Source organism: Actinomadura luzonensis (assembly GCF_022664455.2).
Taxonomy (GTDB): Bacteria; Actinomycetota; Actinomycetes; order Streptosporangiales; family Streptosporangiaceae; genus Nonomuraea; species Nonomuraea luzonensis.
The window spans coordinates 237536-253428 of the sequence record NZ_JAKRKC020000002.1 but is presented as its reverse complement, the minus strand read 5'-3'; the positions used below and the strand labels follow the sequence as shown (position 1 = coordinate 253428).

The following is a 15893-nucleotide window of genomic DNA, read 5'->3' as shown; positions in this document are numbered from 1 at the left end:
ACAGGTCACCATCGTCCCATTGTCGAAGGAGCCGCCCATGTCAGTCATTCCTCGCGATCAGTGGTACGTCGCCGCGTACGGCCGCGAGATCGGCCACGAGCTGTTCAGCCGCACCGTCTGCGGCGAGTCCATCCTGTTCTGGCGCACCCGCGCCGGGACCGTCACCGCCCTGTCGGACCGCTGCGTGCACCGCCGGTTCCCACTGTCCGAGCCGCCCAGCCGACTGGTCGGCGACCAGGTGGTGTGCGGCTACCACGGCTTCACCTACGGCGCCGACGGCGGCTGCGTGGCCGTCCCCGGCCAGACCCGGGTGCCGCGGACCGCCCGGCTGAAGAGCTACCCGGTCGTCGAGCAGGACTCGTTCGTGTGGGTCTGGATCGGCGACCCGGCCCGCGCCGACGCCGCCCGCATCCCGCGCGCGCCCTGGCTGGCCGCGCCCGGCTGGACCACCGTGTCCGGGATGGAGCCGCTCAAGGCCCGGTTCGGGCTGCTGGTCGACAACCTGCTGGACCTGTCGCACGAGACGTACCTGCACGGCGGGTACATCGGCACCCCCGAGGTGGCCGCCACCCCGATCACCACGGAGGTGGACGAGGAGGCGGGCATCGTGTACGTCAGCCGGCACATGGACGACGCCGAGTGCCCGCCGTTCTACGCCAAGTCCACCGGGCTGACCGGGCGGATCATGCGCTGGCAGGACATCGAGTACACGCCGCCCTGCCTGTACAAGCTGCACTCGCGGATCGCGCCGCCCGGGGTGCTGCCGAACGCCGACGGCACCGACCCGGACGCCTTCCACGTCGAGGTGGTGTACGCGATCACGCCTGAGACCGAGCACACCACGCACGACTTCTGGGCCGTGGCGCGGGACTTCGCCCTGGACGACCAGGGCGTGTCGGACTTCCTGGCCGAGAACAACCGGACCGTGGTGCTCCAGGACGTGGCCGCGCTGAACGTGCTGGAGCAGGTGATCGCGGCCGAGCCCGAGGGCTACCAGGAGCTGTCGATCAACATCGACACCGGCGGCCTGGCGGCGCGGCGCATGCTGGCCGGCCTCGCCCGCCGCGGCGCGGGCAGCGGGGCGTGAGCGGCATGGGACCGGCCCGCGGGCCCGCCGGGCGTGAGGTGCTCCGGGTGGAGTGGCTGCCGGGCAGCGACGTGCTGCGGGGCCTGTGCCACTGCGGCGCCGCCCACCTCGCCGAAGGGCCGGTCGAGGTGTGGGAGTGGCTCCTCTCCCACCCGGCCGGCCACTCCCCCGGCCCGGCTCCTGACCGGCCCGGCGCCGTCCCCGGCGGGGCGCTTGACCGGCCTACGGCCGTCCCCGGCGGGGCGCGGGAGCGGCGATGAGCGCGATGGCGAGCGTGGGTGACGCGGCCGGCCGCCCGGTCGTCGTGCACGCGCGCGAGCAGGTGGCCGACGGGGTCGTCAGGTTCGAGCTGCGTGATCCGGCCGGCGGGGCGCTGCCCGGCTGGACGCCCGGCGCGCACATCGACCTGGTGCTCGGCGACGAGAGCCGGGTCCGCCAGTACTCGCTGTGCGGCGACCCGGCCGACCGGACGACGTGGCGGATCGCCGTGCTGCGCGAGCCCGGCGGCCGGGGCGGCTCGGCGTACGCGCACGACGAGCTCCACCCGGGCGCCACGGTCCTGACCCGCGGCCCGCGCAACAACTTCCCGCTCCGCCCCGCCGCCCGCTACCTGTTCATCGCCGGCGGGATCGGGATCACCCCCATCCTGCCCATGATCACCGCCGTCGGGGGCGCGCGCTGGCGGCTGGTCTACGGCGGCCGCACGGCGGCGTCGATGGCGTTCGCCGGCGAGCTGCGCGCCGCCCACGGCGACCGCGTGCTCCTGCGGCCGCAGGACGAGCACGGCCTGCTCGACCTCGACGCCCTCCTGGCGGAGGAGCCCATGGACACCCTCGTCTACTGCTGCGGCCCCGCCCCGCTCCTGGAGGCCGTCGAGGCGCGGTGCGCGAACCGGCCCCTGCACGTGGAGCGCTTCGCCCCCAAGGACCCGGCGGGCCCGGCCGTGACCGGCGCGTTCGAGGTCGAGCTGGCCGCCTCCGGCCTGACTCTGCCGGTGCCGCCGAACCGGTCGATCCTGGAGGTCGTGGAGGAGGCGGGCGTCCCCGTCCTGACCTCGTGCCGGGAGGGCACCTGCGGCACCTGCGAGACCCCCGTCCTCGCCGGCGTCGTGGACCACCGCGACTCGCTCCTCACCGCCGAGGAACGGGCGGCGAACGACGTGATGTTCGTCTGCGTCTCCCGCGCCGCCGGCCCCAAGCTGGTCCTCGACCTCTGACCATGAAGCCCGGACCGCCGCAACCTCCGATGCCGCCGGCCGCCGCGCGGACCGGGCCGGTCGTGGCGCGCGCCCTGCAGATCCTCGGCGCGTTCACTCCCGACCGGCGGTCGCTGACGCTCAGCGATCTGTCCCGGCACGCCGGGCTGCCGGTCTCCACCGTGCACCGGCTGGTGGCCGAGCTCGTGGCCTGGGGCGCCCTCGAACGAGGCCCGGCCGGCCGCTACCACGTCGGCCTGCGCCTGTGGGAGATCGGCTCGCTCGCGCCGCGCGGGCTGGGCCTGCGCGAGGCCGCGTTGCCGTACCTGGAGGACCTGTCGCAGGTCACCCGCGAGAACGTGCAGCTGGCCGTGCGGGAGGGCACCGAGGTCGTGTTCGTCGAACGCATCGCGGGCAGCGGCGCGGTGCCGGTGCTCACCAGGGTCGGCGGCCGCTTCGCGCTCACGGCCACCGGCGTCGGCCTGGTCCTGCTCGCGTACGCCCCCGCCGACGTGCGGGAACAGGTCCTGGCCCGCCCGGTCGAGCGGTACACCCCGCGCACGCTCACCACCGCCCGCCAGATCCGCGCGGCCCTCGCCGACACCCGCGCCCGCGGCTACGCCGTCAGCGACCGGCAGGTCACCATGGACGCCCTGTCCGTCGCCGCCCCCATCCACGACCAGGACGGCCAGGTCGTCGCCGCGGTGTCCCTGGTCGTCCACCACGGCACCGCCTCGACCCGGGCGCTCGCCCACCTCGTACGCACCAGCGCCCGCGCCATCTCCCGCGCCCTCCCGCCGTCCCCGTCCGGACGCTGACGAGCGGCCGGGGTTTGCCGGAACGGCAAGGCGGTTCGCGGCGCGCGGCCGCCGCGTCGCATGCTCGACGGGTAGCCCCGTTCCGCAGTGAAACCGAGGAGAAGCTCATGCAGCCCGAGCCGACCGCCCAGCTCCGCCACCGCGCCGTCGAGGCCCCGGCCGGGCGCCTGCACCTGGTGGAGCAGGGCAGCGGCCCGCTGGTGCTGCTCGTGCACGGCTTCCCCGAGTCCTGGTACTCCTGGCGCCGCCAGCTCCCGGCCCTGGCCGCGGCCGGGCACCGGGCGGTGGCGATCGACGTGCGCGGTTACGGCCGCTCCTCCAAGCCGGCGGCGGTCGACGCGTACCGGATGCTCGACCTGGTGGAGGACAACCTGGCCGTCGTGCGCGCCCTCGGCGAGGAGAGCGCGGTGGTCGTCGGCCACGACTGGGGCTCCCCCGTCGCCGCCACCTCCGCCCTGCTCCACCCCGAGGTCTTCCGCGCCGTGGGCCTGCTGAGCGTCCCCTACGCGCCGCCCGGCGGCCCCCGTCCCAGCGCGGTCTTCAGCCGGTTGGGAGGCCCCGAGCAGGAGTTCTACGTCTCCTATTTCCAGGAGCCCGGCCGCGCCGAGGCGGAGATCGAGCCCGACGTCCGGGGCTGGCTCGCGGGCTTCTACGCGGCCCTGTCCGCCGACACCATGCCCGCCCCGGACGAGCCCGACCCGCACTTCGTCACCCGCGGCGGCCGGCTGCGCGACCGCTTCCCCACGGGCGTCCTCCCGGCCTGGCTGAGCGAGGACGACCTCGACGTCTACGCCGGGGAGTTCGAGCGCACAGGGATGACCGGCGCGCTCAACCGCTACCGCAACCTGGACCGGGACTGGGCGGACCTCGCCCCGCACCACGCGGCCCCGATCAAGCAGCCGTCCCTGTTCATCGGCGGCGCCCTGGACGCCTCCACCACCTGGATGTCCGACGCCATCGACGCCTACCCCGTCACCCTTCCCGGCCTGTCGGCCGCCCACCTCCTGGACGGCTGCGGCCACTGGGTCCAGCAGGAGTGCCCCGACGAGGTCAACCGCCTGCTGACCGACTGGCTCGCCACCCTCCGGTGACCGGAAGCGGCGCGCCGGACAGGACCGCTGCCCGTGTCGCGGTCAGTAGGCGAGCTCGCCGACGCCGCCGTCGACGCGCAGCACGGTGCCGGCGGTGTAGGCGGACTCGTCGGAGGCCAGGTAGACGGCCGCCTTCGCCAGCTCGGTGGCGGTGCCGATGCGGTGCAGGGGCACGGTCCGCCGCAGCTCGTCGTACAGGGCGGCCTGCCGCTCGGGGCCGAGTGCGGCGAAGGTGTCCGTGCGGGTGGGCCCCGGGCTCAGCCCGTTGACGCGGACGCCCCGCTCCCTCAGCTCGTAGGTCAGCCCGCGCGACAGGGACAGCAGGCCGGCCTTGGCCGCGCCGTAGACCGCCGCGTTCTCGTGCCCGACGAAGGCGGAGACGGAGCCGACCAGGATGACGGACGCCTGCCGGGACAACAGCGGCAGCAGGGCCCTGATCAGGAAGAACGGCCCCTTGAGGTTGGTGGCGACGAGCCGGTCGAACGCCTCCTCGGTCCATTCCTCGATCGGCAGGTGGGTGACGTCGGCGGCGTTGCTCATCACGACGTCGAGCCGCGGCCACTCCTGCCGCAGCCGCGCCGCGAGCGCCGCCTGGCCGGGCACGTCGCCGGCGTCGGACAACACGGGCAGCACCTGGCCGCCGAGCCGCCGGGCGGCCTCGTCCAGACGTTCGCGCGACCGGCCGGTGATCGCGACGGCCGCTCCCTCGGCCAGGAACTCGCGGGCGGTCGCGAACCCGATGCCGCCCGTTCCTCCCGTGATCAGGGCGTACTTGCCCGCTAGACGACGCATTGACCTCAATCTCCTTGCCCGCGCCGGAGCGCGTGGTTTCTCGTGACGGTGGTGGTGCGGAGGGACCGGAGCGCGTGGTTTCTCGTGACGGTGGTGGTGCGGAGGGACCGGAGCGCGCGGTTGCTCGTGACGGCGGTGGTGCGGAGGGACCGGAGCGCGCCCCGCGTCAGATGGCGGTGCGGCCACCGTCGGCGGCCACGACGGCGCCGGTCACGTAGCCCGCCTGGTCGCCGGCCAGGAAGGCGATCACCTGGGCGACCTCGGCCGGGTCGGCGGCGCGCCGCAGCGCCGTCGTCAGCCCCATGCCGCCGACGTCCGGGCCCATGACCGCCACCACCTTGGAGGTGGTCATCGGGCCGGGGGCCACGGCGTTGACGCGCACGTTCGAGGCGGCGAACTCGGCCGCCCAGGTACGGGTCAGCGATTCGAGCGCCGCCTTGGTGGCGCCGTAGACCGCCATCTGCGGCAGGCCCAGGGCGGCCGCGGTGGAGCTGACGTTGACGATGCTGCCGCCCCGGCCGGCGGCCATCCGCGGCGCGAGCCGGGCGACCAGGAGGAACGGCGCGCGCACGTTGACCGCGAAGGCGGCGTCGTAGGCGTCGAGGTCCTGCTCGGCGGTCGCGCCGAACGGGACGACGCCCGCGTTGTTGACGAGGATGTCCACCGTCCCGGCGTCCTCGGCCAGCCGCCGCACGGCCTCCGGGTCGGCCAGGTCGGCGGGGACGAAGCGCACGCTGCCGGTCGCGCCGGCCCGCACGTCGGCGACGACCTGGGCGCCGCGGCCGGGGTCGGTGCCGGTGATGATCACGTCGGCCCCGCCGGCGGCGAGGATCCTCGCCGTCGCGTGCCCGAGCCCGCCGATGGCGCCCGATCCGGTGACCAGGGCCGTTCTGCCGTTGAAGTCCATGGGGTCCCGCCTCTCTCCGTCGCCGGCGGAGCACGCCGACGACTTCTGTGCGACCGTTCAATAAGTCGCCCGGCCATCAACGTACAGACTTTTGTGTGGGCGGTCAAAAAGTCGTAACCTGGGGACATGGCACGGACGGGACGCCCCCGAGCGTTCGACAAGGACCAGGCACTGGAGCGCGCGCTCCTGCTGTTCTGGTCCCGCGGCTACGCCGACACCTCCATCCAGGACCTGGTCGACGCGCTGGCCCTGGAACGGGGCAGCCTGTACGGCGCCTTCGGCGACAAGCGGCAGTTCTACCTGACGGCGGTCCGGCTGTACTGGGACACCTACGAGCGCGAGCTGGTCACGGCGCTGGAGTCCGGGCCGGTGCTGCCGGCGCTGCGCGAGGTGCTCACCCATCCGGCCCGGGCCCAGGAGTACGCCTCCGACGTCGGCGTCCCCCAAGGGTGCATGATCGGCAACACCACCGCAGAACTGGTCCCGCACGATGCCGAGGCCCGCGAGATCGTGGCCCGCTCGCACGCCCGCTTCATCCGGATCGTCGCCGACGCCCTGCGGCGCGCGCAGGCCGACGGCGAGGTCACCCGGGCCGCCGCGCCCGAGGCCCAGGCGCAGCTCCTGCTGTTCACCGTCCAGGGTCTCTCCCTGGTCTCCCGCGCGGGGCTCGACACCTCCGCCGCACTCGCCGCCGTCGATGCCCTGATCGACGCCCTCCGCGCCTGACCCCGAGGCGCGGAGGGCCAGCGGGTCAGCTCTTGGGCATGAGGACGGTGTCGATGAGGTAGACGGTGGCGTTGCGGGTGGGCACGTCGCCGCAGACCACCCGCGCGTTGTTGATCATGTACGTGGCGCCGGAGCCGCGGGTGGCGACCGCGCCGCCCTGCAGCGTGGTGAAGCGGCCGCGCCGCAGGTCGGCCGGGGTCTTGCGGCCCTTGACGACGTGGTAGGTGAGGATCGCCGTCAGCGTCTTCCTGTCGGCCAGGACCTTCGCCAGGGTCGCCTTGGGGATCTTGGCGAACGCCTGGTCGGTCGGCGCGAAGACGGTGATGCCGTCGGCGCCGTTGAGGGTGTCGACCAGGCCGGCCTTCTTCACCGCCGCGACGAGGGTGGACAGGACGGGGTTGTGCGAGGCGGCGGTGGCAACCGGGTCGGCGGCCATGCCGGTGAAGCTGCCCTTGCCGGTGCGGGGCACCGCCGAGCAGCCCGGGCCGAAGGGGCGCCGGACGGTCATCGGCTGCGCGGCGGCGGACCAGGACCCGCCGCCCGCAGCGGTGCCGGCGGGTCGGGCGGAGGCGAGCGCGGCCGGGCCGGTGCCGGTCAGCGAGACGGTCATCGCGCCGGCCATGGCCAGGATCGGCAGTCCGGCGGCATGACGAATCTTCATGATGCTCCTGTGTTCGATGGATGGACGTGCTGAGGGGAGTTCAGGTGACGGTCACCAGGACCGTGTGCCGGCCGGTGGCGCCAGCCGGGATCGGCGGTACGCGTTCGGCGGTCTGGACGTCGCCGCCCGCGTCGGTGGCGCGGACCTGCAGGCGGTGCCGGCCGGGGGTGGCCTGCCAGGTCATGCGCCATTGCCGCCAGGTGTCCGGCCCGCCGGACGCCGCCAGGCCGGCCCGCAGCCAGGGCCCGTCGTCGACGCGGACCTCGACGGCGGCGATGCCGCGGTGCTGGGCCCACGCGGTGCCGGCGACGGCGACCGGACCGGCGGGCACCTCGGCGAAGGGCTTGGGCACCTCGATGCGGGAGGCGGTCTTGATCGGCGCGCGTTCGGCCCAGCCGCGCCGGGTCCAGTACGCCCGCTCGTCGGCGAAGCGGGTGAGCTTGAGGTCGGTGACCCATTTGGTGGCCGAGACGTAGCCGTACAGGCCGGGCACGATCATCCGCGCCGGGAAGCCGTGCGCGGGCGGCAGCGGGGCGCCGTTCATCGCGACGGCCAGCAGCGCGTCGCGGCCGTCCAGCACCGCGTCCAGGGCGGTGGAGGCGCTCCAGCCGTCCGCGGAGCGGGACAGGACCTGATCCGCTCCAGCCTGGATGCCGGCCTCGCGCAGCAGCGCGGCCAGGTCGACGCCGAGCCAGCGGGCGTTTCCGGCGTAAGGGCCGCCGACCTCGTTGGACACGCAGGTCAGGGTGATGTCGCGTTCGGTCAGCGGCCGGGCCAGCACGTCGGCGAGGTCCAGTTCGACCGGGCGGTCGACCAGGCCGTGGATGCGCAGCGTCCACTCCTGGTGCGGCACCCGCGGCACGATCAGCGCGGTGTCGACCCGGTAGAAGGAGTCGTTGGGGGTGGTGAACGGGCCGAGCCCCGGCACCCGCGCCCCCACGCCCGGGGGGAGCGGCCGGGCCGGGTCGGCGGGAGGGGGCAGCACCAGGGCGCGGCCGTCGGCGGACGCCTGCCGGGCCGAGGTGATCGCCCGCCCGGTGCCGCCGGTCAGGACGGCCGCCCCGAGCAGGACGGCGCCGCGGGTGAGCAGCGTCCGCCGATCGGCGGCCGGCGCCGTGCGTGGCACGGGACGGCCGTGGCGCGCCAGGTCGCCCAGTGTGCTACAGCCCTCTCGGCGACCGTGGCGCGCCAGGTCGCCCAGCGTGATACGGCCCTCCCGGCGGAGCCGTGGCGGGCGCCGGCCGTACAGCAGGGCGAAGGTGCTGCCCGCCGCCCCCACCGCGGCGGGCAGCACGTGGATCGGTCCTGCTCGCGGCCGGGACAGCGCCGCGGCCCCGGCGAGCGCGGCGAGCCCTGCCAAGGCCGCGATGGCCGAGCGCGGCCGCCGGGACGCGGCCGTTCCGACGGCCGCCGACCCGGCCACCGTCGCGGCCGCCAGGGTCAGGAGCAGGACCGGCTTGTCGGCGGTGCCGAAGGTGCGGACGGCGAAGTCCTTCAGCCACGCCGGGCTCAGGTCGATGACCGCCGACCCCACCGCGAGCAGCGGACCGGCCTCGGGCCGGCCCACCAGCGCGGCGGTCAGCTCCGCCACCCCCAGGGCCAGCGCCGCCGCCAGCACACCGAGGACCCCCGATGTCCGGCCCGCCGGTCTCGGGGCCGCCACGTCGCTGGATGTCTCCTCTGCAGTCACACCAGGGCTTCGGAGTCACTTCCGGAACGGATGGGCGCCGGTTTCCCCGGACCGCGAGTGCCGGCGGAAAGGTCAGGCGGCGGGCAGGTCCACCAGCAGCAACGGCGTGCCGGTCGGCTGCCGCGACCCGCCGGCCGGCTCCACCGTCACCCCTACCCGGCCCGCACCGGCGCTGAGGGCGCTGAGCACCGGCACCGTGCCCCCGGAGCCGCTGGAGGCCAGCAGCCCGGCCGAGGTGATCCGTCCCGGTGCGAGCTGCCACAGCTGGTAGACCCGGCCCTCGGGCGGCTCGCCCAGCCCGGCGGCCCAGAACACCAGCGCGCCCTGCGAACGCGACAGCACCACCGTCCCCCGGCCGCCTCGTCCCGCCCGGCCGGCCGGGGCGGTGATCGTGCGGGCGTCGTCCGCGCCCAGCACCGCGGCGATCCGCTGCTCGGCCCGCCGGACCTGCGCCAGCTCCTGGCGCGCCTGCATCGTCGCGACGCCGAGCCCGGCCACCGCGGCCAACGCCGCGGCCACGCCCACCGCCGCCGGCCACGGCCGCCACCCGACCTTCCGCCTCCGCCGGGAAGGCGCCGCGGGCGGCAGCGCCGGCGGCAGCTGACGCACCTGCTCGATCTCGGCCAGCACCCGCGTCCGCAGGCCGGGCGGCGGCTCGGCGGCCACCGCCGCCCCTAGGCGGGCGGCCGTCTCGGCGAACCCGGCGATCTCCTGCGCGCACTCGGCGCACGCGGCCAGGTGCCGCTCGAAACGGCGCCGCTCGCCCTCGTCGTCGATGGCGTCCAGTGCGTAGGCGCCCGCCAGGGTGTGCGGGTCGAACCCGTCCTCCGCCGCCTTCATCGCTCCACTCCCAGGCAGTCGCGCAACCGGATCAGCCCATCGCGCATCCGTGTCTTGACCGTCCCGAGCGGCGCCTTGACCAGCTCGGCGACCTCCCGGTAGGAGTAGCCGCCGTAGTAGGCGAAGGTCACCGACTCCCGCTGCAGCTCGGTGAGGTTGTCCAGGCAGCGGCGCAGCCGCTCACCTTCCAACCGCCCCACCACCAGCTCCGACACCTCGTCGAAGGCTCGGTGCGGCTCCAGCCGCGCGGCCCGCTCCTCCCGGTCGGTGCCCGCCTGCGCCGACCGCACCCGGTCGATCGCCCGCCGGTGCGCGATGGTCAGCGCCCACGCCAGCCCCGACCCCTTGCCCGGCTCGTAGCGGGCGGCGCCGCGCCATACCTCCACCAGCACCTCCTGCGCCACCTCCTCGGTCTGCGCCCGGTCCCGCAACACCCGCAGCACCAGCCCGTACACCCGCGGCGCCAGCATCTCGTACAACCGCTCGAACGCCGCGCGATCACCCCTGCCGACCGCCTGCAGCAGCTCCTCCGGCCCCGGCGGATCACCACCCGGACCGTCCTGGCCCACCGGCGACCGGTCCCGCGCTCCCATACAGCCCCTCCTGCCCCGACCGGCACAGCACCAGCCACCGTGGCTTCGGAGCCGTCCACGCAACGGATGGGTCACCACACTCTTGCCCGCGACGCACTGTGTTGGCCGCTCCTGCGCGCGCTGTTAGGGTTGGGCGCGGTGCGCCGGGAAGTCTGGTCGGCAAGTTCGTGCAAGCGGATCCGACCGGAAGGCGTCTCATCCCATGACCCTCACGCGGTGCCCCTGATGGGCGGCACGCTGCTGATCGCGTTCGCGGCCGTGCTGCTGCTGGCGGTGCTGCTGTCCAGCCTGGCTCACCGCACCATCCTGTCCACCGCCGCGCTGTTCCTGGTGGCCGGGTTCGTGCTGGGCGACGGCGTGCTCGGGGTGCTCGCGCTCAGGCCCGGCGACGACCTGGTGGCCACGCTGGCCGAGCTGGCGCTGTTCACCGTGCTGTTCACCGACGGCATGCGGGTGGGCTGGCCGGAGCTGCGCGGCGCCTGGCGGCTGCCCGGCCGGGCACTCGGCTGGGGCCTGCCGCTCACCCTGGCCATCACCGCCGTCGGCGCGCACTACCTGCTCGGCCTGGGCTGGATCGAGGCACTGCTGATCGGCGCGATCCTCGCGCCCACCGACCCGGTCTTCGCCGCCGCGCTGGTCGGCAACGAGAAGGTGCCGCCCCGGCTGCGGCAGCTCCTCAACGTCGAGTCCGGCGTCAACGACGGCCTGGCGCTGCCGTTCGTCATCCTCTTCCTCGCCGTCGCGGCCGGATCCGACGATCTGCACCTCGGAGAGCTGGGCCTGGAGCTGGGGCTCGGCGTCGTCATCGGCGTCGCCGTCCCGTGGGCCGCGATCAAGCTGGAGCGCACCCGCTGGTTCGCCGCCTCCACCGCCTACGAGCCGCTCAACGCCCTGGCCATCGGCCTGCTCGTGCTCGCCGCCGGCAAGGCCACGCACGGCAACCTGTTCCTGGCCGCGTTCTCGGCCGGCATCACCGTGGCCACCTTCGGGCCGCGGCAGCGGGAGTCGTTCGAGCACTTCGGCGAGCTGATCGCCGAGGTGTTCAAGCTGGCCGCGCTGCTGGTGTTCGGCGCGCTCATCACCCCGTCCCTGCTCGCCTCGGTCGGCTGGACCGGCTGGCTGTTCGCGCTGCTGGCCCTGGTGGTGGCGCGGCCGGTCGCGATCTGGGTGTCGTTCCTGCGCTCCGGGCTGAGCGTGCGCGAGCAGGCGGCGGTGGCCTGGTTCGGGCCGAAGGGCTTCGCCTCGGTCGTGTACGGGCTGCTGGTGCTGGGCTCCGGCATCGCCGCCGCCGTGCCGGTGTTCCAGCTCGTCGCCGTGACGATCGTGCTGTCGATCCTGCTGCACTCCTCCACCGACATCGTGGTGGCCCGCTGGTTCGACGAGGAGCGCGAGGTCCCCGCCTGGTACGGCGGCCTCGCCCGCAGGATCCGCCGCCGGCAGTGACCCGGACGTTGAGCACTCTTGCCGCCTCCCGCGTGCAGGGCGAAGGCGTTGGTGACGATCTCCTCATCGAGGGCTGTGCGGCCGGTGCGCTGGGCGAGCACGTGGACGGTGGAGGAGAAGGAGGCCCAGTTGCGCCAGATGCCGTGGGCCAGCCGCTCGTCGACGTAGTGCAGCAGGTCGTCGGCGCCCTCGTACATCGGGTGGCAGCCGCGGATCACCTGCGGGACGATCGCGCGCTCCAGCGGTGCCATGGCCAGGCGCCGCCAGACCCGCGAGGCCAGCATCGGCTCGCGCGACAGGACCTCCCAGCAGCCGTTCCCGCCGACGTACAGCAGCCCGAACTGGGTGTGTTGTCATCATCGTGCAGGTGCCGCAGCGTCTCGATGCCGTCGCTGCTCAGCCGCTGCGCCTCATCCACCACGACCAGCCGCGGGAGCCGGGCCAGCTCGGTGATCAGATCCCGGGTGATGTGGAAGCGGCTGTTGGAGCCCTGGCTTCCGGTCAGCACCAGATACAGCCCGTCGACGACCTGGCGCATCGTCGGCCTGGGGGTGAAGGACACCGTCACCCCAGCGCCCCGGTCGCCGTGGTGACCGCGGCCGCCGCGAACTCCAGGCCCCGGTCCAGCCGCAGCAGCCGGGGCACCCCGTGCGCGACCCCGTACGCCGGATCGTCCAGCATGCCCATCCGTAACGCGGTCAGCACCGTGCGCGCGTGCGGGGACAGGGCGAGCGCCCACCCGGTGATGAGGCGGGTCGCGTCGTCGAGGAACATCGTCACCCACGGCGCTACCGCCCGGCCGCGGGGCGGCAGCACCAGGATCGGCAGGCACTTGTGATCGCCTTCCCACACCTGGTTGCGGAAGGTCGCCGGGCGCTCCAGATACACCAGGTTGGCCCGCCGGGCCCGCTGTCCGGCGGTTACTCCGGCCACGAACGCGGGCGTCAGCTGGCGTTGGAAGGCGCGCTGCAGCGTCCGCAGATCCACCTGCGGAGCGCCCGCCCAGCCCTGGGCCAGCACCGGGTCGATCGGTACGCCCGCCGCGGCGTGCTGCCCGGCGATCGCCGCTGATCGGGCCCGGTGCACCGCGGCCGCGGCTTCGCAGGAGTACCCATCCGGCGCCATACCGTACGCTCGGCCAGCCGTCCCAGCCGCTGCAGAGCCGCCGCCCACTGCTCCCGGGTTGGCCGGCCCATGAGCGCCATCCTCCTCTCCCGGCCGGGAGACGGGAGGGACAACGGGTAGAGTCCCGGCGCGCGGCGCAGGTCCGCTCCATTCCTGAAGATCGGCGGTGTGCCATGGGGTTGGGACTGGCGAACGAAAAGTTGCGCTAGTGAACGGGGACGGGAGGCGCTTGGCGTGGCCTTCCGTTCCGGCTCCAGCTCCGGCAATGCCGATGTCCTGGCAGAACGGCTCTCGGGGGAGGAACGGACCCGATTGTGGCGTTGGGCCGTTAGGACTTGCATCCAGTACCTAGGTACAGGTTTACCGTCGGGGTATGACACAGAACGTCGCCCTTGACCTGGGATGGGCTCCCTCAGCGTGCACCCTGCCCACCGCCGAGCAGCCGCTGCGGGTGGCCGAGTTCGACGCCTTGTTCGCCGATGCGGTCCAGGCGGTGCAGCACCCCGAGCAGACGCGGCTGCGGCTGGAGCTCGTCTTCAGCCCGGAGAACGCCGCTCGGGCCGCCGAGCTGGCCGCTCGGGAGAACGGCTGCTGCTCCTTCTTCACCTTCACCCTGACCGTCGCCGAGGGCAGCCTGGCGCTGGAGGTGGCGGTCCCGGCCGAGCACGTCGAGGTGCTGGACGCGCTGGCCGAGCGCGCCGGCGCGGCGGCATCCGCGTGAGGTACAGCGTGAGACGGCCGCGGTTCGCGGCCGCGGGAGGAGGCCGGTGATGGAGCGCATCACGCGTGAGGAACTGCTCGCGCTGCCGGAGGGCGGGGGCGTACAGCTGGTGGAGGCCCTGCCGGCCGACGCGTTCGCCGCCGAGCACCTGCCCGGTGCGCGCAACGTGCCGGATCAGGTGTCGGCCGAGCTGGCAGGGCAGGTGGCGCCCGGTCGGGCCGCCCCGGTGGTGGTCTACTGCTCGGGCCCGTACCGCAACCGCTCGAAGAGCGCCGCCGCGGTGGGGCGGCCGTCGTGAGACAGGACATCGTGCTGCAGAGCGGCCCAGGTGAGCCGGGCGGGCCGTACCTGCGCAGCGGGCAGGTGGCCGAGCAGGCCGGGGTCAACCCGCAGACGCTGCGCTACTACGAGCGCCGCGGGCTGATCGCCGAACCGGCGCGCAGCCCCGGCGGGCATCGCGCCTACCCGCCCGAGACCGTCACCCTGCTGACGGTGATCAAGGCCGCGCAGCGGCTCGGCTTCACCCTGGAGGAGGTGGCCGAGCTCCTCGACACCGGCCGGCGCGGCCACCCCACCCCGGACTTGCGCGAGCGCGCCCAAGCCAAGATCGCCGAAGTGGAAGCGAAGATCGCCGACCTGACCACCATCCGGACCGCGCTGAAACAGGTGGTCAGCGCGGGCTGCGACAGCCTGACCCACTGCACCTGCCCCGACTGTCCCCTGCCGTTCGCCGACCTGGCCGAAGGCAACCGTGCCCCCCACACCCCCGCACAACAAAGCAGGGAGAGCCGACTCCTGTGAGCACTCACCACGACCACCGCGAATCCACCAGCGCGACCAGCAGGCCCGTCACCGTGCCCATCACCGCACGCGGCAGCGAGCCGGGCGAACGCATCACCGACGGCGCCGGGCCGCCGATGCGCAGAGCCGGCTGCGGCTGTGGCGGGAGCAGCTGCGGGTGCTGACCTCAACCTCGGCACGCTCCGCGCCCCCTGCTCTGAACCGGTCAGGCTGTGCCGCTACCGTCACCTCGGGCGATAGGACGGCACGACCGGGAGATGAGCGGTGACGCAACAGGCACAACAGGTGCCGGGCCCGGCGACGGGGGTCGTGGCGGGAGCGGTGGCGGGGATGGAGCGGCACCAGGTCGCCATCTACGTGGGGGCGATCGCCTCCGGCGCTGTGACGGGGTGGGCCGCCCCTGGGCTGGGGCCGGTGCTGGAGCATGCGATCAACCCCGTGCTGGCGGTCTTGCTGTATGTGACGTTCCTGCAGGTGCCCGCGGCCGAACTGGTGCGCTCGCTGCGCGCGGGCCGGTTCCTGGCGGCCGCACTCGTGGTGAACTTCGCCGCAGTGCCGCTGGTGGTCGCGGCGATGTTCGCGTTCCTGCCCGCCGACCAGGCGGTGCGCCTCGGCGTGCTGCTGGTGCTGCTGACCCCGTGCGTCGACTACGTGATCGTCTTCTCCGGGCTGGCGGGGGGCGACAGCCGGCGGCTCCTGGCCGCCACGCCGCTGCTGCTGCTCGCTCAGATGGCCGCGTTGCCGGTGCTGCTGGTGGCGTTCATGGGCGCCTCACTGACCCGCGTCGTCGAGCCGGGGCCGTTCGTCGAGGCGTTCACCGTGTTGATCGTCATCCCGCTGGTGCTGGCCTGGCTCCTCCAGGCGTGGGCGGCCCGCCGCCCGGCCGGGCGCGCGGTCGCCGGCGCGACAGGTGCGGCAATGGTGCCGCTGATGGCGGTCACGCTGATCACGGTGGTCGCCTCCCAGGTGCCTAAGCTGGACGGCAACCTGGCCGCGGTGGCCGCCGTGGTGCCGTTCTACGTGCTGTTCCTGGTCGTGATGGCCGTCGTCGGCCTGGCCGTCGTTCGTCTGTTCCGGCTGGACGTGCCGGGCGGGCGGGCGATCGTGTTCACCGGCGCCACCCGCAACTCCCTGGTCGTGCTGCCGCTCGCGCTGGCGCTGCCCGACAGCATGGCCGTCGCTGCGGCGGTCGTGGTCACCCAGACCCTGGTGGAGGTGGTGGGCATGGTCGTCTACGTCCGCCTGGTGCCCCGGCTGCTCCCGCTGCGCTGACCTGCCTGCGTACGTACACCGGCGTGACGGGGAAGCGCGATCGATCGCGCCATGCTCGGAGGCGTTCACTCGGGGGTTGGCTTGACCGAACCGGCAGCGTCCCGGGCCTGACCTGGAACAACGACGTTCCG

General features: G+C 74.2%; 19 protein-coding genes. 11 read left to right on the top strand and 8 right to left on the bottom strand.

Features of this window, described 5'->3' with window-relative positions:
- Positions 1 to 37: 37 nt before the first annotated feature.
- The 5 genes from MF672_RS31380 to MF672_RS31360 all read left to right on the top strand — a co-directional run bounded on the left by MF672_RS31380 (position 38) and on the right by MF672_RS31360 (position 4191).
- Positions 38 to 1087 (top strand): Rieske 2Fe-2S domain-containing protein, encoded by a 1050-nt coding sequence (locus MF672_RS31380; RefSeq protein ID WP_242371157.1) that lies wholly within the window; start codon positions 38 to 40, stop codon positions 1085 to 1087.
- Positions 1084 to 1347, top strand: coding sequence for a hypothetical protein (locus MF672_RS31375; RefSeq protein WP_242371155.1), 264 nt, complete (start codon positions 1084 to 1086; stop codon positions 1345 to 1347). The genes MF672_RS31380 and MF672_RS31375 overlap by 4 nt, the downstream gene beginning before the upstream one ends.
- Entirely contained in the window at positions 1344 to 2303 is a 960-nt protein-coding gene (locus MF672_RS31370; protein ID WP_242371153.1) for a PDR/VanB family oxidoreductase, read from the top strand. The genes MF672_RS31375 and MF672_RS31370 overlap by 4 nt, the downstream gene beginning before the upstream one ends.
- A 2-nt stretch (positions 2304 to 2305) precedes the next feature.
- Complete coding sequence (locus MF672_RS31365) at positions 2306 to 3100, top strand: IclR family transcriptional regulator (RefSeq protein ID WP_242371151.1); 795 nt, start codon at positions 2306 to 2308, stop codon at positions 3098 to 3100.
- A gap of 107 nt (positions 3101 to 3207) precedes the next feature.
- On the top strand, positions 3208 to 4191 hold the full coding sequence (locus tag MF672_RS31360) for an alpha/beta fold hydrolase (protein ID WP_242371149.1): 984 nt from the start codon (positions 3208 to 3210) through the stop codon (positions 4189 to 4191).
- 42 nt (positions 4192 to 4233) lie between these two features.
- Here the strand turns inward: MF672_RS31360 and MF672_RS31355 are convergent, their stop codons facing one another.
- Together MF672_RS31355 and MF672_RS31350 are read right to left on the bottom strand one after the other, a co-directional pair.
- Positions 4234 to 4983, bottom strand: a complete 750-nt coding sequence (locus tag MF672_RS31355) for an SDR family oxidoreductase (RefSeq protein ID WP_242371147.1) — start codon at positions 4981 to 4983, stop codon at positions 4234 to 4236.
- Between the two features lie 166 nt (positions 4984 to 5149).
- Positions 5150 to 5890, bottom strand: coding sequence for an SDR family NAD(P)-dependent oxidoreductase (locus tag MF672_RS31350; RefSeq protein WP_242371146.1), 741 nt, complete (start codon positions 5888 to 5890; stop codon positions 5150 to 5152).
- A 126-nt stretch (positions 5891 to 6016) separates the two neighbouring features.
- On the opposite strand from MF672_RS31350, the gene MF672_RS31345 reads away from it, so the two are divergent.
- On the top strand, positions 6017 to 6616 hold the full coding sequence (locus MF672_RS31345) for a TetR/AcrR family transcriptional regulator (protein ID WP_242371144.1): 600 nt from the start codon (positions 6017 to 6019) through the stop codon (positions 6614 to 6616).
- A gap of 25 nt (positions 6617 to 6641) precedes the next feature.
- Here the strand turns inward: MF672_RS31345 and MF672_RS31340 are convergent, their stop codons facing one another.
- From MF672_RS31340 to sigK, 4 genes are all read right to left on the bottom strand, one after another.
- Positions 6642 to 7277: a fasciclin domain-containing protein gene (locus MF672_RS31340; RefSeq protein WP_242371142.1), complete on the bottom strand. Its 636-nt coding sequence runs from the start codon at positions 7275 to 7277 to the stop codon at positions 6642 to 6644.
- 40 nt (positions 7278 to 7317) lie between these two features.
- Complete coding sequence (locus MF672_RS31335; RefSeq protein ID WP_242371140.1) at positions 7318 to 8940, bottom strand: molybdopterin-dependent oxidoreductase; 1623 nt, start codon at positions 8938 to 8940, stop codon at positions 7318 to 7320.
- A 99-nt stretch (positions 8941 to 9039) separates the two neighbouring features.
- Positions 9040 to 9807 carry an anti-sigma factor gene (locus MF672_RS31330; protein WP_302893314.1) on the bottom strand — a complete coding sequence of 256 codons (768 nt, stop codon included), beginning with the start codon at positions 9805 to 9807 and terminating at the stop codon, positions 9040 to 9042.
- The gene (gene sigK, locus MF672_RS31320; protein WP_242371138.1) at positions 9804 to 10400 is read right to left on the bottom strand and encodes an ECF RNA polymerase sigma factor SigK; all 597 of its coding nucleotides are present in this window, start codon (positions 10398 to 10400) and stop codon (positions 9804 to 9806) included. Before sigK ends, MF672_RS31330 begins: the two co-directional genes overlap by 4 nt.
- A gap of 225 nt (positions 10401 to 10625) precedes the next feature.
- Here sigK and MF672_RS31315 point away from each other — a divergent pair, with 225 nt between their 5' ends.
- Positions 10626 to 11843: a cation:proton antiporter gene (locus MF672_RS31315; protein WP_242371224.1), complete on the top strand. Its 1218-nt coding sequence runs from the start codon at positions 10626 to 10628 to the stop codon at positions 11841 to 11843.
- Positions 11844 to 12057: 214 nt separating this feature from the next.
- On the opposite strand, the gene MF672_RS31310 is transcribed toward MF672_RS31315, so the two are convergent.
- A complete protein-coding gene (locus MF672_RS31310) occupies positions 12058 to 12411 on the bottom strand; it encodes an AAA family ATPase (protein WP_242371136.1) in 354 nt (117 codons plus the stop codon).
- A complete protein-coding gene (locus tag MF672_RS31305) occupies positions 12408 to 12968 on the bottom strand; it encodes an integrase catalytic domain-containing protein (protein WP_242371134.1) in 561 nt (186 codons plus the stop codon). The genes MF672_RS31310 and MF672_RS31305 overlap by 4 nt, the downstream gene beginning before the upstream one ends.
- Positions 12969 to 13341: 373 nt before the next feature.
- On the opposite strand from MF672_RS31305, the gene MF672_RS31300 reads away from it, so the two are divergent.
- From MF672_RS31300 to MF672_RS31280, 4 genes are all read left to right on the top strand, one after another.
- Positions 13342 to 13689, top strand: coding sequence for a hypothetical protein (locus tag MF672_RS31300; protein ID WP_242371133.1), 348 nt, complete (start codon positions 13342 to 13344; stop codon positions 13687 to 13689).
- 49 nt (positions 13690 to 13738) lie between these two features.
- The gene (locus tag MF672_RS31295; protein ID WP_242371131.1) at positions 13739 to 13987 is read left to right on the top strand and encodes a rhodanese-like domain-containing protein; all 249 of its coding nucleotides are present in this window, start codon (positions 13739 to 13741) and stop codon (positions 13985 to 13987) included.
- Complete coding sequence (locus MF672_RS31290) at positions 13984 to 14490, top strand: MerR family transcriptional regulator (RefSeq protein WP_242371129.1); 507 nt, start codon at positions 13984 to 13986, stop codon at positions 14488 to 14490. Before MF672_RS31295 ends, MF672_RS31290 begins: the two co-directional genes overlap by 4 nt.
- A gap of 264 nt (positions 14491 to 14754) precedes the next feature.
- Entirely contained in the window at positions 14755 to 15762 is a 1008-nt protein-coding gene (locus MF672_RS31280) for an arsenic resistance protein (protein WP_302893313.1), read from the top strand.
- Positions 15763 to 15893: the final 131 nt, after the last annotated feature.

Excerpts from the sequence above, each read along its gene's own strand:
- MF672_RS31380 (WP_242371157.1), top strand. The coding sequence starts at position 38 with ATGTCAGTCATTCCTCGCGATCAGTGGTACGTCGCCGCGTACGGCCGC.
- MF672_RS31370 (WP_242371153.1), top strand. The coding sequence starts at position 1,344 with ATGAGCGCGATGGCGAGCGTGGGTGACGCGGCCGGCCGCCCGGTCGTC.
- MF672_RS31365 (WP_242371151.1), top strand. The coding sequence starts at position 2,306 with ATGAAGCCCGGACCGCCGCAACCTCCGATGCCGCCGGCCGCCGCGCGG.
- MF672_RS31360 (WP_242371149.1), top strand. The coding sequence starts at position 3,208 with ATGCAGCCCGAGCCGACCGCCCAGCTCCGCCACCGCGCCGTCGAGGCC.
- MF672_RS31355 (WP_242371147.1), bottom strand. The coding sequence starts at position 4,983 with ATGCGTCGTCTAGCGGGCAAGTACGCCCTGATCACGGGAGGAACGGGC.
- MF672_RS31350 (WP_242371146.1), bottom strand. The coding sequence starts at position 5,890 with ATGGACTTCAACGGCAGAACGGCCCTGGTCACCGGATCGGGCGCCATC.
- MF672_RS31345 (WP_242371144.1), top strand. The coding sequence starts at position 6,017 with ATGGCACGGACGGGACGCCCCCGAGCGTTCGACAAGGACCAGGCACTG.
- MF672_RS31340 (WP_242371142.1), bottom strand. The coding sequence starts at position 7,277 with ATGAAGATTCGTCATGCCGCCGGACTGCCGATCCTGGCCATGGCCGGC.
- MF672_RS31330 (WP_302893314.1), bottom strand. The coding sequence starts at position 9,807 with ATGAAGGCGGCGGAGGACGGGTTCGACCCGCACACCCTGGCGGGCGCC.
- sigK (WP_242371138.1), bottom strand. The coding sequence starts at position 10,400 with ATGGGAGCGCGGGACCGGTCGCCGGTGGGCCAGGACGGTCCGGGTGGT.
- MF672_RS31315 (WP_242371224.1), top strand. The coding sequence starts at position 10,626 with ATGGGCGGCACGCTGCTGATCGCGTTCGCGGCCGTGCTGCTGCTGGCG.
- MF672_RS31305 (WP_242371134.1), bottom strand. The coding sequence starts at position 12,968 with ATGGCGCCGGATGGGTACTCCTGCGAAGCCGCGGCCGCGGTGCACCGG.
- MF672_RS31300 (WP_242371133.1), top strand. The coding sequence starts at position 13,342 with ATGACACAGAACGTCGCCCTTGACCTGGGATGGGCTCCCTCAGCGTGC.
- MF672_RS31295 (WP_242371131.1), top strand. The coding sequence starts at position 13,739 with ATGGAGCGCATCACGCGTGAGGAACTGCTCGCGCTGCCGGAGGGCGGG.